Annotated in this window: 16 protein-coding genes; 9 read left to right on the top strand and 7 right to left on the bottom strand. The window is 61.4% G+C overall.

The features are described 5' to 3' along the window. Window positions 1-17: 17 nt before the first annotated feature. A complete protein-coding gene (locus K5R89_RS15295; RefSeq protein ID WP_049013931.1) occupies window positions 18-1,511 on the top strand; it encodes an MDR family MFS transporter in 1,494 nt (497 codons plus the stop codon). Here the strand turns inward: K5R89_RS15295 and K5R89_RS15290 are convergent. After that, on the bottom strand, window positions 1,508-2,422 hold the full coding sequence (locus K5R89_RS15290) for a LysR substrate-binding domain-containing protein (protein ID WP_023291405.1): 915 nt from the start codon (window positions 2,420-2,422) through the stop codon (window positions 1,508-1,510). The two genes, K5R89_RS15295 and K5R89_RS15290, sit on opposite strands and share 4 nt — an antisense overlap. Before the next feature lie 95 nt (window positions 2,423-2,517). Here K5R89_RS15290 and K5R89_RS15285 point away from each other — a divergent pair, with 95 nt between their 5' ends. Both K5R89_RS15285 and K5R89_RS15280 read left to right on the top strand, forming a co-directional pair. Next, window positions 2,518-3,150: a pyridoxamine 5'-phosphate oxidase family protein gene (locus K5R89_RS15285; RefSeq protein ID WP_048298581.1), complete on the top strand. Its 633-nt coding sequence runs from the start codon at window positions 2,518-2,520 to the stop codon at window positions 3,148-3,150. Then, window positions 3,147-3,617, top strand: a complete 471-nt coding sequence (locus tag K5R89_RS15280) for a nuclear transport factor 2 family protein (protein ID WP_044525066.1) — start codon at window positions 3,147-3,149, stop codon at window positions 3,615-3,617. The genes K5R89_RS15285 and K5R89_RS15280 overlap by 4 nt, the downstream gene beginning before the upstream one ends. A gap of 20 nt (window positions 3,618-3,637) precedes the next feature. Here the strand turns inward: K5R89_RS15280 and K5R89_RS15275 are convergent, their stop codons facing one another. Next, window positions 3,638-4,174 (bottom strand): carboxymuconolactone decarboxylase family protein, encoded by a 537-nt coding sequence (locus K5R89_RS15275; RefSeq protein ID WP_032433699.1) that lies wholly within the window; start codon window positions 4,172-4,174, stop codon window positions 3,638-3,640. 118 nt (window positions 4,175-4,292) lie between these two features. Between K5R89_RS15275 and K5R89_RS15270 the strand changes: the two genes are divergently transcribed. The 3 genes from K5R89_RS15270 (at window position 4,293) to K5R89_RS15260 (ending at window position 7,014) form a co-directional block, all read left to right on the top strand. After that, window positions 4,293-5,198, top strand: coding sequence for an AraC family transcriptional regulator (locus K5R89_RS15270; RefSeq protein ID WP_087827819.1), 906 nt, complete (start codon window positions 4,293-4,295; stop codon window positions 5,196-5,198). 127 nt (window positions 5,199-5,325) lie between these two features. After that, a complete protein-coding gene (gene nlpA, locus K5R89_RS15265; protein ID WP_023291400.1) occupies window positions 5,326-6,135 on the top strand; it encodes a lipoprotein NlpA in 810 nt (269 codons plus the stop codon). 24 nt (window positions 6,136-6,159) lie between these two features. Next, window positions 6,160-7,014: a DMT family transporter gene (locus tag K5R89_RS15260; RefSeq protein WP_087827818.1), complete on the top strand. Its 855-nt coding sequence runs from the start codon at window positions 6,160-6,162 to the stop codon at window positions 7,012-7,014. Here K5R89_RS15260 and K5R89_RS15255 read toward each other — a convergent pair. Beyond that, window positions 7,004-7,564, bottom strand: coding sequence for an NUDIX hydrolase (locus K5R89_RS15255; protein ID WP_044525065.1), 561 nt, complete (start codon window positions 7,562-7,564; stop codon window positions 7,004-7,006). The two genes, K5R89_RS15260 and K5R89_RS15255, sit on opposite strands and share 11 nt — an antisense overlap. Window positions 7,565-7,731: 167 nt before the next feature. Here K5R89_RS15255 and K5R89_RS15250 point away from each other — a divergent pair, with 167 nt between their 5' ends. Then, complete coding sequence (locus K5R89_RS15250) at window positions 7,732-8,511, top strand: MBL fold metallo-hydrolase (protein WP_023291397.1); 780 nt, start codon at window positions 7,732-7,734, stop codon at window positions 8,509-8,511. Window positions 8,512-8,532: 21 nt separating this feature from the next. Next, complete coding sequence (locus K5R89_RS15245; protein ID WP_023291396.1) at window positions 8,533-9,486, top strand: GlxA family transcriptional regulator; 954 nt, start codon at window positions 8,533-8,535, stop codon at window positions 9,484-9,486. On the opposite strand, the gene K5R89_RS15240 is transcribed toward K5R89_RS15245, so the two are convergent. Next, window positions 9,483-10,532 (bottom strand): NAD(P)-dependent alcohol dehydrogenase, encoded by a 1,050-nt coding sequence (locus K5R89_RS15240; RefSeq protein WP_044525064.1) that lies wholly within the window; start codon window positions 10,530-10,532, stop codon window positions 9,483-9,485. The genes K5R89_RS15245 and K5R89_RS15240 overlap by 4 nt on opposite strands. A 362-nt stretch (window positions 10,533-10,894) precedes the next feature. Here K5R89_RS15240 and K5R89_RS15235 point away from each other — a divergent pair, with 362 nt between their 5' ends. Further along, window positions 10,895-11,593 (top strand): winged helix-turn-helix transcriptional regulator, encoded by a 699-nt coding sequence (locus tag K5R89_RS15235; protein ID WP_044525063.1) that lies wholly within the window; start codon window positions 10,895-10,897, stop codon window positions 11,591-11,593. 49 nt (window positions 11,594-11,642) lie between these two features. Here K5R89_RS15235 and K5R89_RS15230 read toward each other — a convergent pair whose 3' ends face one another. From K5R89_RS15230 to K5R89_RS15220, 3 genes are all read right to left on the bottom strand, one after another. Then, a complete protein-coding gene (locus K5R89_RS15230) occupies window positions 11,643-11,933 on the bottom strand; it encodes a putative quinol monooxygenase (protein ID WP_023291393.1) in 291 nt (96 codons plus the stop codon). 1 nt (window position 11,934) lies between these two features. Further along, the gene (locus tag K5R89_RS15225) at window positions 11,935-12,942 is read right to left on the bottom strand and encodes a zinc-binding alcohol dehydrogenase family protein (protein WP_044525062.1); all 1,008 of its coding nucleotides are present in this window, start codon (window positions 12,940-12,942) and stop codon (window positions 11,935-11,937) included. A 112-nt stretch (window positions 12,943-13,054) separates the two neighbouring features. After that, entirely contained in the window at window positions 13,055-13,522 is a 468-nt protein-coding gene (locus tag K5R89_RS15220; RefSeq protein ID WP_087827829.1) for a DUF3237 domain-containing protein, read from the bottom strand. Window positions 13,523-13,669 lie beyond the last annotated feature (147 nt).

Below are 13,669 nucleotides of genomic sequence, written 5' to 3'. Positions count from 1 at the left end.
TTCAAGCGAGTGTTGTGATGACTTCTCAAGTCGCGAACCCACCGGTGCAGTCGATACGCCTGCTGTTTAGCGCCTTGCTGCTGGTGATGCTCCTCTCCGCGCTGGATCAGACCATTGTCTCCACCGCGCTGCCGACGATTGTCGGCGAACTGGGCGGGCTGGACAAGCTTTCCTGGGTGGTTACCGCCTATATCCTCAGCTCCACCATCGCGGTGCCGCTGTACGGTAAATTCGGCGATCTGTTCGGCCGCAAAATCGTGCTGCAGGTGGCGATTGGGCTGTTTCTTGTCGGCTCCGCCCTCTGCGGGCTGGCGCAGAACATGACCCAGCTGGTGCTGATGCGCGGCCTGCAGGGGCTCGGCGGCGGCGGCCTGATGGTCATCAGCATGGCGGCGGTGGCCGACGTCATCCCGCCCGCCAGCCGTGGCCGCTATCAGGGGCTGTTCGGCGGCGTTTTTGGCCTGGCGACGGTGATCGGCCCGCTGATCGGCGGCTTTTTGGTGCAGCACGCCTCCTGGCGCTGGATCTTCTACATCAACCTGCCGCTGGGCCTCTTCGCGCTGCTGGTGATCGGCGCGGTATTCCACAGCAGCAATAAACGCAGCCAGCATGAGATTGACTGGCTGGGGGCGATTTACCTCAGCATGGCGCTGCTGTGCATCATCCTGTTTACCTCGGAAGGGGGCAGCGTTCATGCGTGGAATGACCCGCAGCTGTGGTGCATTCTGGCCTTCGGCATCGTGGGGGTCATCGGTTTTATCTACGAAGAGCGAATGGCCGCCGAGCCGATTATTCCGCTGTCGCTGTTCCGCAACCGCAGCTTCCTGCTGTGCAGTCTGATCGGCTTCGTCATCGGCATGTCGCTGTTTGGATCAGTCACCTTCCTGCCGCTCTATCTGCAGGTGGTGAAGGAGGCGACCCCCACCGAGGCCGGGCTGCAGCTGATCCCCCTGATGGGCGGCCTGCTGCTGACCTCGATTATCAGCGGGCGGATTATCAGCCGTACCGGTAAATATCGCCTGTTTCCGATCCTCGGTACCCTGCTTGGCGTGACCGGCATGGTGCTGCTGACCCGGATCACCATTCACTCACCGCTGTGGCAGCTGTACCTGTTTACCGGCGTGCTGGGGGCCGGTCTGGGGCTGGTGATGCAGGTGCTGGTCCTGGCGGTACAGAACGCGATGCCGGCGAAGCTTTACGGCGTCGCCACCTCCGGCGTGACCCTGTTCCGCTCGATCGGCGGCTCCATCGGCGTGGCGCTGTTTGGCGCGGTGTTCACGCACGTGCTGCAGAGCAACCTGCAAAAGCTGTTGCCGGAAGGCGCGGTACTGCCGCCGGGAATGAATCCGGTGGCGGTGCAGCACCTGCCCGCGGATATCCGCCTCGACTATCTCGACGCCTTCGGCGCGGCGATCCACGGGGCGTTCCTCATGGCGGCCTGCATTATGGCGGTGGCGTTTGTCCTCTCCTGGCTGTTAAAGGAGGCGCCGCTGAAGACCGCGACGCACTAAGCGGCCCCGGCGATGCGCAGCAGCGCCTGACGCAGCGCCGGCGCGGCAAAATCGATAAATTTTCGCAGCTTAAGCGGCGCCAGGTCCCGGGCGGTATACAGCAAATGGACCGGCGCCGGCTCCGGCTCGACGCGCTCCAGCAGCAGACGGAGCTCACCCTGTCGCAGGCCGTCCAGCGCCTGATAGTGCAGTAAGCGAGCTACGCCCACCCCCAGCCGCGCGGCATCGGCAGCGCTCTCCGGCGTGGTGACCGATAACGCCGGCGGCAGGTTAATCAACTGGTCCTCGCGCTCAGCGGCGCGAAAGCGCCAGCCGCGATAGGGCATCGGCGATTCAATGCGGATGATCGGCAGCGCCGCCAGATCGCGCGGCCGCTGCGGCTCGCCGTATTTCGCCAGCAGCGCCGGATGGGCGCAGGCCACGATGCGCATCCTGCCGAGGCGGGTGGCCACCATGCTGCTGTCCGCCAGGTCGCCTATCCGCACCGCCAGATCGATATGGTCGCCCACCAGGTCGGCGTTACGATCGCTGAGCAGCAAACGGACGTGAATCTGCGGGTAACGGGCGATGAATTCAGCGATCACCGGGAGAACGTGCTGGCGCCCAAACATTGTCGGCGCAGAGATCACCAGCTCGCCTTTCGGTTCCTGATACTCGCCCGTCGCCTGGCGTTCGGCGTTTTCCACCTCCTCAAGGATCCGCCGCGCGGCAGCGACATAATCGACCCCGGCGTCGGTGAGCGTCAGTTTGCGGGTGGTCCGCGCCAGCAGGCGCACCCCCAGCGCGTTCTCCAGCTCGCCGATATGGCGGCTGACGGTGGTCAACGGCATATTCAGCGCCCGCGCCGCCGCCGACATACTCCCCAGCTCGGTCACTTTCACCAGCAGCGCCATCGCGCTTAATCGATCCATTATTCTCCCGATTTTTGGAAAGATGATTGCCACGAAACCAGTATTATCATTTTTCGCAGTACAGTCCATGATGGCGCCAGACAACAGGAGGCGCTATGGCAGCAACCTTTCTCGATATCGCCATCACCCCGGACGTGATGGATGTGCAGCATGAAATGGGCAGCGACCAGCTGTGGCAAACGCCGCACAGCCGACGCCAGGCCGACCGCTTCGGCGACAGCGAAGCGGGGATGATCGCCACCCGCGACAGCTTTTATCTGGCGACGGTGTCGCAGAGCGGCTGGCCCTACATTCAGCATCGCGGCGGCCCGCCGGGGTTTCTGCATCTGCTGGACGATACCACCCTGGCGATGGCGGATTTCGGCGGCAACCGTCAGTACATCACCACCGGCAACCTGCGCGGCAGCGACCGGGCCTGCCTGTTTTTGATGGATTATCCGCGCCGTGCCAGGCTGAAAATCTACGCCACCGTCGAGGTCGTGGCGGCAGAGAACCACCCGCCGCTGCTGGCGCAGGTGGCGCCGGCCAACTATCGCGCCCGCATCGAGCGCCTGTTTCTTTTTCATCTGCAGGCGTTTGACTGGAACTGCCCGCAGCACATTACGCCGCGCTACAGCGCGCAGCAGGTGGCGGAGTACAGCCAGAACCTGCAGCAACGTATTCATGACCTGGAGCAGGAGAATCAGCGCCTGCAGCAGCAATTAGCCCGCAGAGGAGAGTCAGCATGACCGAACAACGTCCCCCGTTACCGCCGTTTACCCGCGACAGCGCTATCCAGAAGGTCCGCGCTGCGGAAGATGGCTGGAACAGCCGCGATGCCGAAAAGGTCGCTCTGGCCTACACCATGGACAGCGAATGGCGCAACCGCAGCGAGTTTGTCCACGGCAGGGGGCAAATTGTCGAATTCCTGCAGCGAAAATGGCATAAGGAGCAGCAATATCGGCTGATTAAGGAGCTGTGGGCATGGCAGGAAAATCGCATCGCCGTGCGCTTCGCCTATGAGTGGTGCGACGACAGCGGCAACTGGTTTCGCTCGTACGGCAATGAAAACTGGGAGTTTGATCAGCACGGGCTGATGCAGACGCGCTACGCCTGCATCAACGACCTGCCGATCGCCGAAAGCGAGCGCCTGTTCCACTGGCCCCAGGGGCGTCGCCCGGACGATCATCCGGGGCTCAGCGACCTGGGGCTGTAAAACCGGCGCTGCGCGACGGATTAATCGGCTTTCGGGAAGTCGACCACCGTGTCGTTAACCCGGTTCACCATATTGGTGAACAGGATCGCGCTGATGGCGCTGATAATCTCAATCACCTGCTGGTCGCTAAAACCGGCGTTGCGCAGCGCGGCGACGTCGGCTTCCGGCAGCGTGCCGGTGGTGGTCACCAGCGTCTGCGCAAATTTCACCAGCGCATCAAGCTGTGCCTCTTCCGCATACTCCCCGCGGCGCAGGGCGTGGATCTGTTCGCTGCTGAAGCCGGCTTTTTTCGCCATCAGCGTATGTGCGGCCAGGCAGTAGTCACAGCCGGTGGCTTCGCTGACCGACAGGTTAATGGCTTCCAGCTGTTGGGCGCTGAGGCTGCCTTTATGTAGCATCGCATTGTGCGCCAGCGCCTGCTGCAGCGCGGCCGGCGAGTGGCCGCCGATGGCCAGGTAGGCATTCGGCACTTTGCCCATCGCTTTTTTGATCCCGGCGAAAATATCGGCGGCTTTGCCGGTGGCGTCTTGTTCACGGATATCAGCTAAACGGCTCATGGTTAACTCCTGTTGTTTTCGAGGGTGTGTGTTGGCATCGGGGTCATCTTAGGCGGTTGCCGCATGCTAGACTGGCGGTCTTCGTCTCACCTTTTTGTCTTATCGTCTCAGGAGAAGCATGGACAGTCTCAGTCATCTGCTGGCGCTGCTGGCGCCGCGCTGCGAAGTGAACCTGCACTGTCGCTTCGGCGGCCGCTGGCAGGCCGGGCACCAGCAAATGCGCAGCGGCGTGGTGCCATGGCACGTGGTGCTGCGCGGCGAGGGGCGGCTCAACGTCGGCGGCCAGACCCATCACCTGCGCGCGGGAGATGTGGTCCTCCTGCCGCACGGTTCGCCGCACCTGATGGAGAGCCTGGTGGAGTGGGGCCAGGTGCTGCCGGTGGCGCATCGCTTTAACGGCACGGTGACGGAAATGCGCGCCGGCCCGGCGGAGGGGGCGCTGGAGATGCTGTGCGGCGAATTCTATTTTGGTCCGCACGTCAGCTGGCTGTTCACTGAGGCGTCGACGCTGATCCATCTCCATACCGATGCGCGCGAAGACTGCCCGGAGCTGCAGCCGTTGCTTAACATACTGGTCCGCGAAAGTCTGGCGCAGCGTCCCGGCGGCAGCGCTATCGTGCGCAGCCTCGGCGATACGCTGCTGGTGCTGCTGCTGCGCATGCTGCTTGGCGAGCAGCAGCCGCCAGGCGGGCTGCTGCGTCTGATGAGCGATGAGCGCCTGATGCCGGCGGTGCTGTCGGTGATGGCGACCCCGGAGCAGCCGTGGACGCTGGAAACCATGGCCGCCCGCGCCTTTCTGTCGCGGGCCACCTTTGCCCGCCATTTTGCCCGCGTTTATCACCTGACGCCGCAGGCGTGGCTGTCGCAGCTGCGAATGGCGCTGGCCGCCCGGCTGCTGCGCCTGGAGCGTCAGACCAACCTCGAGGTCATTGCCGAACGCTGCGGCTTTCAGTCGCTGGCGTCCTTCTCGAAGCGCTTCAAAATGCGCTATGGCGTGACGCCGGGCGAGTGGCGACGGGGCTAGCGCTTCGCGCCTGGCGAAGATGATTTTATTTCCGGTTGCGCGGTTTGCTGTTTATTACCCCACCCGAAAGTCGCTATAGTTTTGCACGAAAAAAACAACGACAGTCAGGACGGACAGGGTGAAGAGGATGAGATTACGTTTACGTGCCGCCGCCGCGGTAATGCTGGCGGGTCTGGCGCTGGTCGGCTGCGACCAAAAGGGTAATGAAGCGAAGCACATTAAGGTCGGCGTGATTAACGGCGCTGAACAGGATGTGGCGGAAGTGGCGAAGAAAGTGGCCAAAGAGAAATATGGTCTGGAGGTTGAGCTGGTGGGGTTCAGCGGCTCGCTGTTGCCTAACGAATCGACCAACGCCGGGGATCTGGACGCCAACGTCTTCCAGCATCGGCCTTTCCTTGAGCAGGACAACAAAGCGCATAACTACCATCTGGTGGCGGTAGGCAATACCTTCGTCTTCCCGATGGCCGGCTATTCGCGCAAGATAAAGTCAGTCGCCGAACTGAAAGACGGCGCGACGATCGCTATCCCCAACGATCCGACCAACCTCGGGCGGGCGCTGCTGCTGCTGCAAAAAGAGAAGCTGATAACCCTCAAAGCCGGTACCGGCCTGCTGCCGACGGCGGTGGATATCACCGACAACCCGCATCATCTGAAAATTATGGAGCTGGAAGGGGCGCAACTGCCGCGCGTACTCGACGATCCTAAAGTCGACGTGGCCATCATCAGCACCACCTACCTGCAGCAAACCGGGCTGTCGCCGGTTCGCGATGGCATCTTTATCGAAGATAAAAACTCGCCCTACGTGAACATCATCGTGACCCGGGAAGACAATAAAGACGCGGAAAACGTGAAGGAGTTTATGCAGTCGTACCAGTCGCCGGAGGTGGCGAAGGCGGCAGAGACTATCTTCAACGGCGGCGCGGTGCCGGGCTGGTAAGCCAACTTACAGGGAGAGGCGCGTATGTTACGCCAACGGCAGGCCGATCTGCTGCTGATTGCCGCGACGGTGATTGCCGCCTGCGGCTGGATTTTTTCCCGCGAGGCGATCGCCGGCATGCCGGTATTCGCGTTCCTTGGGCTGCGCTTTTTCTTCGCCGCGCTGCTGCTGCTGCCGTTTTGCCGCGGGTTTCGCCCGCAAAAGCAGCACTGGCCAAAGCTCATCATCAGCGGGCTATGGTTTGCGCTCAACCTCTGCCTGTGGATCTACTCGGTCTCCACGACGGCATCGCTCGGCGAAGGGGCGTTTATCATGAGCCTGTCGATGATGTTCGTCCCGCTGACCGCGTGGGTGATGATGAAGGTGCGTCCGCCGCGGGCCTGGTGGGAGTGCCTGCCGATCGCGGTGGTGGGCCTGGGCCTGCTCAGCCTGCACATGCCGATAGTCTTCCATCCCAGCCAGGGCTGGTTTTTGCTGACGGCGCTGGTGCAGTCCATCTGGTTCTGTTACACCAGCCGCTGCGCGCGCGAAGTACCGCTGATCCCCCTGACCACCGTGCAGCTGGCGATCACTGGTATCGTCGGGTTGACCCTCTCCGCTGCCGTTGAACGCTGGGACCAGCCGATGACCCTGCCGACCTTCGGCTGGCTGGTGGCCAGCATTGTCATCGCCACCAGCCTGCGCTTCGGTCTGCAGATGAAGGGGCAGAAGTACGCGGCGGTGGCCAGCGCGGCGATCATCATGGTGCTCGAACCGCTGCTGACGGTCATTGCCGCCGCGCTGTGGTATGGCGAACAGCTGCCGCTGCAGAAGATTATCGGCGGCGTGCTGATCCTGGTTGCCCAGCTGTGGTTCCGCTGGCGGATGCTTAAGCCGTAGCCTGCCCGGTGCGCGGCTGCGCCATCAATTGCAGCAGCGGCACCAGCGACAGCCCGTCCGGCATTTCGCCGCGGGCGATCAGCTGGTTTATCTCCTCAAAGGTAAACCAGCCGGTTTCCATCACTTCATCCTGATCCGCATCCATCCCCACCCAGCGTAAACCGGTGGCCAGCCAGGTGATAAACAGCTGATCGCTGCTGCCGTAGGAGGGGTTGAAGCGAATGATCTCCTCGACGCGTTGCGCCTGCCAGCCGGTCTCTTCCCGCAGCTCGCGCAGCGCGGCGACCGCCGGATCTTCCCCTTCGTCAACGCCGCCTGACGGAATGGCCCACACCACCTTGTCGATCAGGTAGCGGTAGTGGCGAATCAGCAGCACTTTCTCATCCTGAATGGCCACAATCCCCACCGCCGGGCGCGGATAGTGAATGGCGTAAAAGTCGCGGCGCTCGCCGGGGGCGATATCAATACCCACCTTGCGCATGCTGAACCACGGCGTCTCGGCGATGACCTGCGGGTCGTGCATATCGGCGGCGGTCAGTTTTTTCTTCATCCTGCCACTCCTGTCAAAAATGGAGCCTTCAGAACAACATAGCCGGAGGCGGATAGCAATCGCCGCAGGTTGGCCCGATTTCATCGATCCTTGCCCAAATGCCCCTATTGCGCCAGGCTGGTACTCAGTACGATGTTCGTCAAATCACCCCCCTGAGGAACGCCAACATGAACATCACCCATATCCGTAACGCGACCCAGATTATTGAATACGCCGGGAAAAAGTTTCTGATCGATCCGATGCTGGCGGACAAGGGCGCCTGGCCGGGTTTTCCTGGCACCGCGCGCAGCGAGCTGCGCAACCCGCTGGTGGCGCTGCCTTTTTCCCGCGATAAAATCATCGACGTTGACGCGGTGATCGTCACCCATACCCATGACGATCACTGGGACGAGGCGGCGATCGCCGCGATCCCGAAAACCCTGCCGGTGTTCGTCCAGCACGAAGCCGACGGCGCGTTGCTGCGCAGCCAGGGTTTCCAGGATATCCGCCTGCTGACGGCAGACAGCGAATTTGCCGGCGTGCGCCTGCTGAAAACCACCTCCGGCCAGCACGGCAGCGATCGCACCTACGCGGTGCCGGCGATGGCCGAACGCCTGGGCGAGGCCTGCGGCGTGCTGTTTCGCCATCCGCAGGAGAAGACGCTATGGCTGGTGGGGGATACCATCTGGCGTGATGAAATTGCAGCCGACCTGCTGAAGCTGCGCCCGGACGTGGTGGTCCTCAACGCCGGCTACGCCCACGTCATCGGCTTTGGCCCGATTATCATGGGCAAAGAGGATCTCCTGAACGTACACTTCACCCTGCCGGAAGCGAAAATCATGGCGATTCACCTGGAAGCGGTCAACCACTGCCTGGTGAGCCGGGAAGAGATGCGCCAGTATGCGCTGGATAATCAGATAGCCGAGGTAGTGTGTATCCCGCAGGATGGGGAAACCGTGGTTTATTAACGTGCGCAAGGGGAAGGAACGATGAAACTCACCGACGTGGCGATTGTTGCCGTAGAGGGCTTTAGCCCGTTTCATTACGCCGTTCCCTGCATGCTGTTTGGCGATTCGGTCTCTGAAAGCAAACGCTTTAACCTGCACATTTGCGCCGAGCGGCCGGGGCTGCTGCGCGCCCGCGACGGCTTTGCGCTGTACGCCAGCGGCGATTACGCCGTGCTGGAACAGGCGGATATCGTGGTGGTGCCTTACTGGGGCGAGGTTGACCGCCGCCCGCCGCAGGCGCTGCTTGATAGCCTGGTGCGGGCCCGGAATAACGGCGCGGAAATCGTCGGTCTGTGCCTCGGCGCGTTCGTCCTGGGCTACGCCGGGCTGCTGGACGGGAAACGCGCGGCGACCCACTGGGAGTTTGAGCAGGATTTTCAGCGTCGGTTTCCGCAGGTGCGGCTGGATATCAACGCCCTGTACGTCGACGACCAGCGGATCATTACTTCGGCGGGCACCGCGGCGGCGCTGGACTGTTGCCTCTACATCATCCGCCAGCGTTTCGGCAGCCTCGCGGCCAACCAGATCGCCCGGCGGCTGATTGTTTCACCGCACCGCGAGGGCGGCCAGGCGCAGTTCATCGCCCAGCCGGTGCCGAAAAACACCCGCGATGCGCGAATCAACTGCCTGCTGGATTATCTGCAGCAGCATATTGCCGAGCCGCATAATCTTGATTCGCTGGCCCGGGTGGTGGCGATGAGCCGCCGCAGCCTGACCCGCCACTTCGCCCGGGCGACCGGGATGAGCATTACCGACTGGCTGACCGCCGAACGCCTGCGCCGCAGCCAGAGCCTGCTTGAGGCGGGCGATCTGCCGGTTGAGCAGGTGGCGGAGGCGGTGGGTTATCTCTCTGCCGTCACCTGGCGTCAGCAGTTTAAGGCGCGCTTTGGCGTCAGTCCGACCGAATGGCGGCGCACCTTTCGCCGCGGCGCTTAGCCGGCGAGGGTCGCGCTGTCGATCACGAAGCGGTATTTCACATCGCCCTTGACCATTCTTTCCCAGGCTTCGTTGATCTCATCGCCGCGGATCAGTTCGATATCGGCGACGATGCCGTGTTCAGCGCAGAAGTCGAGCATCTCCTGAGTTTCTGCGATTCCGCCAATCATCGACCCGGCAATCGACCGGCGGCGGATGATCAGATTGAACACTTCCGGCGACGGATGCGGCGTGGCCGGAGCGCCCACCAGCGTCATGGTGCCATCGCGCTTCAGCAGCGTGGTGAAGGCATCGAGATTATGCGGCGCCGCCACGGTGTTGAGGATGAAATCGAAGCTTTTGACGTGGGCCGCCATTTCGTCTTCGTTACGCGACACCACCACCTCATCGGCGCCCAGCGCTCTGGCCGCATTACGCTTGGATTCGGAGGTGGTAAAGGCCACCACGTGAGCCCCCATGGCGTGTGCCAACTTGATTCCCATATGCCCAAGGCCGCCGATGCCGACCACGCCGACTTTTTTACCCGGCCCGGCGTGCCAGTGGCGCAGCGGCGAGTACGTCGTGATCCCGGCGCACAGCAGCGGCGCGACGGCGGCCAGCTGCGCTTCGGGATGGGTTATCCGCAGCACGTAGTGTTCTTTAACCACGATCTGCTGTGAATAGCCGCCCAGGGTGTGGCCCGGCGCGTCCTGGGTCGGGCCGTTGTAGGTCAGCACCATATGGTCGCAGTAGTTCTCCAGCCCCTCAGCGCACTCCTCGCACTGTTGACAGCTATCGACCATGCAGCCGACGCCCACCAGATCGCCGACGGCGTAGCGCGAGACAGCGTCGCCGACCGCAGTGACCCGGCCCACAATTTCATGCCCCGGCACGCAGGGATAGAGCGTTCCCGCCCATTCCGATCGCGCCTGGTGGAGATCGGAGTGGCAGACGCCGCAGTAGGCGATGGCGATCTGCACATCCTGCGGCCCCGGTTCGCGGCGGGTGATGGCCATTGATTCCAGCGGCTGGCTGGCGGAGTAGGTACCTATAGCGTTGATCAGCATAGCGAAACCTCTTGATCGAATAGAGCGGGAGATGGATGCGGGTGGTCAGTGGCATCGATAAGGGTAGCCTGGACTGGGAGAGATGCGAGGGGGAAAGCGGCATCAGGCACGGCGTAAGCGAGCGAGTCGCCGGAGCCGCAATTTATAAGGCTGGTTTATCATTTAAGCGGCTAAGCCGTATAAATATTTACGAAAATTATTGTTTTTTAGTGATGGAAAATCGAGGTAAACCGCTTATGCCGATAATAATGCTTACACTCTTTTTATTATGGAAACGACTTGGTTTTTATTCATGATTGCGCGTGTTGATACTATTACCGCTGAAAATCATGCCCTTCAACCTGACTTAATGACACAACACGATGTCGAAACCTGACGCCAACGGCCAGAATTCCCGGTCATTACCCTCTTTTTTTTATGGACGACGAACAAAACCGTTACCTGCGGTGGAATCCTTATTATCCGCGTTCCGGCCTGTCAGCACCCCTTTTGAACTGGCGCAGTCAAACTATTACCATTTTCCCTTGGCCCAAAGCGAATCCGGCTTCATTCTCCTCGAAGAAGGCGTGGCTTCAGTTTGCTTTGCGGAAAATCAACTGGTGATATCGACGGTCCTCGCCCCGGCTATATTGGGATTAATTGATAATTATGGCGTGTTTAACGGACTCCCGGATATACGCCACAGTTCTCTGTTTGCTGAGACGGATTTAAGCGGGCGCTGGATAGCGCATCAGGCTGCGGTCAATATCCTGAATGAGAAAAACCTGTGGCAGGAGATGGCCCATATCCTGACGCAGCGGTTGATGGTGTTGAGCATGCGCGAGCGGGAGCTGCTGGGGGTGGACTCTTACCAGATGGTGCGCATCCTGTTAATGGAGCTGGCGGTCTATTCGGAGACGTACCGTAGACAGATCAATGTATTAAGGTTTATCCAGCGGCGTACCAACCTGTCGCGTAGCCGCATTATGTCGATTCTGTCGGAGCTGCGCAAAGGCGGTTATATTATTATCCACCGCGGGGTGTTGATGACTATCGCCCAACCGCTTCCCGCCAATTTTTGAGCCTGGCAGGCGAAGGGCGTGATTTGTCGCCCCCCACCTGCTGGTCCGCTTAGGGCTCAATCGCCGTCAGGTAGTCCAGCCGCAGCGGCTCAGCCAGCAGACGCTCCATCTGCGTAACAAACGCCTGAAAATAGGGCATCTCTACATGCGCATCAAGGGCGTCCTGCCCACGCCACGCTTCGCGCATGTAGAAAGTGTCCGGCGCGTCGCGCAGCTGGAACAGCGCGTAGTCGAGATTGCCCGGCTCCTGTCTCGTCGGCAGGAGCAGCTTCTGCAGGGCCTGGCGCAGCGCGTCCGTTTGGCCTGGTTTCGCCTTGAGCACGGCGAGCAGGGTTATCATCTTAAAATCCCTCCAGCACAATCTTGCCCACCGCGCGTCCGGTTTCCAGCTGGCGATGCGCTTTCTGCAGATTGTCGGCAGTGATGGCGCCGTAGTGTTCGCCGAGGGTGGTTTTGATCGTGTGGTTGTCGATCAGGGCCGCCACGCGGGTCAGCAGCTGATGCTGGGCGATCATGTCATCCGTCTCAAACATTGAGCGGGTGAACATAAATTCCCAGTGCAGGGAGAGGCTTTTGGCTTTCAGCGGCACCACGTCCAGGGTCTCCGGATCATCAATCAGCGCTAGCTTGCCCTGCGGGGCGAGGGCGTCAATCAGCGCGTTGAAGTGCTGGTCGGTGTTGGTCAGGCTGGCGACATGGGTCACCGCGTTGATGCCGATACGCGCCAGCTCGTCGGCGAGCGGCTTGCTGTGATCGATAACATGGTGCGCGCCCGCCTCGCGGACCCACCGTTGACTCTCCGGACGCGAGGCGGTGCCGATCACCGTCATGGCGGTCAGTTTGCTGGCCAGCTGGGTCAGGATCGAGCCCACGCCGCCCGCCGCGCCGACGATCAGCAGCGTGTCGCCCGCGTTGCCGCCTTCCGTGACGCCGAGACGGTGAAACAGCAGCTCCCAGGCGGTGATCGCCGTCAGCGGCAGCGCGGCGGCGGAGGCGTTATCGAGGGTGCGCGGTTTGTGCGCCACCAGGCGCTCATCCACCAGCTGATATTCACTGTTGCTGCCGGCCCGGCCCAGGGCGCCGGCGTACCAGACCTCATCGCCTGGCGCGAACAGCGTCACTTCCTCGCCGACGGACTGCACCACGCCAACGGCGTCCCAGCCCAGCACCCGCGGCGTGTCGCCCTGGAAGCCGGCGCGCACTTTGGTGTCTACCGGATTGACCGAGACCGCCTTCACGGCAACCAGCAGGTCACGCCCGTGGGCGGAGGGGACCGGCAGGTCGATCTCGGTTAAAAAAGGGATATTGTCGCCGTCAGCGGCGGCTTGAGTAATGGCGATAGCTTTCATAACTGCTCCGGTCTGTGAATCGGGTGAATAAAGCGATGACGCGATAGTAGACCGGTGCCGGGAGGGGAAAAACGGGTTAACGGCAATAACAGTTATATGCAGAAAGTGAAAATCAGCCCACCTGATAGAAATCGAGCATCACCCCATCCTGAGTACGCCCGCCAGCACAGATAAACAGCGAGGTGGTTAGCCAGCTGAGCGCGGGGGTATCCACCTCGAAGGTGGGGACGGTGCGAAAATAGATATCTTCCGGCGGAATAGTGCTAAAAAAGCGCATATCGTCGGCGAACAGTTGGTCATGATAGTGGGCCGGCACCCGGCGGATACCGTTGTTTTCCACGTACACCGTTCCTTCCTCCACCTGCAGGGCATAGCGGGCGGATAGCCTGCACGTGCCGTCGGGCTCGATAATCTGGCTGTCGACGCCGCCGGGCAGCACGTGGCCGCGAAGTTGACCCGAAACGCTGCCCCCGAGAATCGGGATCAGCTGGCGCTTGCCGGTTTGCGGACTGCGGGAAACGATTATCGGTTTATCAACCTGGATGGTAATGGAAAAACAGTGTCTCAGTTCGGGGGTCATCATGGCTCTCCTGTTTCTGTTGGCAACGGCACGCGGCCTTTGCGCCAGTGTAACGGGTTCGCAGGAGACAAAATAACGCAGAGTTTGGATGAAAATGATTGACTGGGATGATGGGTTTTGCGGCTCAGTTTGGAGTTTGGTTGGGCG

Origin of the sequence: Klebsiella sp. TF21-TM (assembly GCF_019753495.1) — a bacterium.
In the GTDB taxonomy this organism is placed as follows: domain Bacteria; phylum Pseudomonadota; class Gammaproteobacteria; order Enterobacterales; family Enterobacteriaceae; genus Klebsiella; species Klebsiella quasipneumoniae.
Note: the sequence above shows the minus strand (reverse complement) of the source record. Positions and strands in the feature narration are given on the sequence as shown.

Coding starts and splice junctions, on each gene's coding strand:
- K5R89_RS15295 (WP_049013931.1), top strand. CDS start 18: ATGACTTCTCAAGTCGCGAACCCACCGGTGCAGTCGATACGCCTGCTG.
- K5R89_RS15290 (WP_023291405.1), bottom strand. CDS start 2,422: ATGGATCGATTAAGCGCGATGGCGCTGCTGGTGAAAGTGACCGAGCTG.
- K5R89_RS15285 (WP_048298581.1), top strand. CDS start 2,518: ATGGCAGCAACCTTTCTCGATATCGCCATCACCCCGGACGTGATGGAT.
- K5R89_RS15280 (WP_044525066.1), top strand. CDS start 3,147: ATGACCGAACAACGTCCCCCGTTACCGCCGTTTACCCGCGACAGCGCT.
- K5R89_RS15275 (WP_032433699.1), bottom strand. CDS start 4,174: ATGAGCCGTTTAGCTGATATCCGTGAACAAGACGCCACCGGCAAAGCC.
- K5R89_RS15270 (WP_087827819.1), top strand. CDS start 4,293: ATGGACAGTCTCAGTCATCTGCTGGCGCTGCTGGCGCCGCGCTGCGAA.
- nlpA (WP_023291400.1), top strand. CDS start 5,326: ATGAGATTACGTTTACGTGCCGCCGCCGCGGTAATGCTGGCGGGTCTG.
- K5R89_RS15260 (WP_087827818.1), top strand. CDS start 6,160: ATGTTACGCCAACGGCAGGCCGATCTGCTGCTGATTGCCGCGACGGTG.
- K5R89_RS15255 (WP_044525065.1), bottom strand. CDS start 7,564: ATGAAGAAAAAACTGACCGCCGCCGATATGCACGACCCGCAGGTCATC.
- K5R89_RS15250 (WP_023291397.1), top strand. CDS start 7,732: ATGAACATCACCCATATCCGTAACGCGACCCAGATTATTGAATACGCC.
- K5R89_RS15245 (WP_023291396.1), top strand. CDS start 8,533: ATGAAACTCACCGACGTGGCGATTGTTGCCGTAGAGGGCTTTAGCCCG.
- K5R89_RS15240 (WP_044525064.1), bottom strand. CDS start 10,532: ATGCTGATCAACGCTATAGGTACCTACTCCGCCAGCCAGCCGCTGGAA.
- K5R89_RS15235 (WP_044525063.1), top strand. CDS start 10,895: ATGTCGAAACCTGACGCCAACGGCCAGAATTCCCGGTCATTACCCTCT.
- K5R89_RS15230 (WP_023291393.1), bottom strand. CDS start 11,933: ATGATAACCCTGCTCGCCGTGCTCAAGGCGAAACCAGGCCAAACGGAC.
- K5R89_RS15225 (WP_044525062.1), bottom strand. CDS start 12,942: ATGAAAGCTATCGCCATTACTCAAGCCGCCGCTGACGGCGACAATATC.
- K5R89_RS15220 (WP_087827829.1), bottom strand. CDS start 13,522: ATGACCCCCGAACTGAGACACTGTTTTTCCATTACCATCCAGGTTGAT.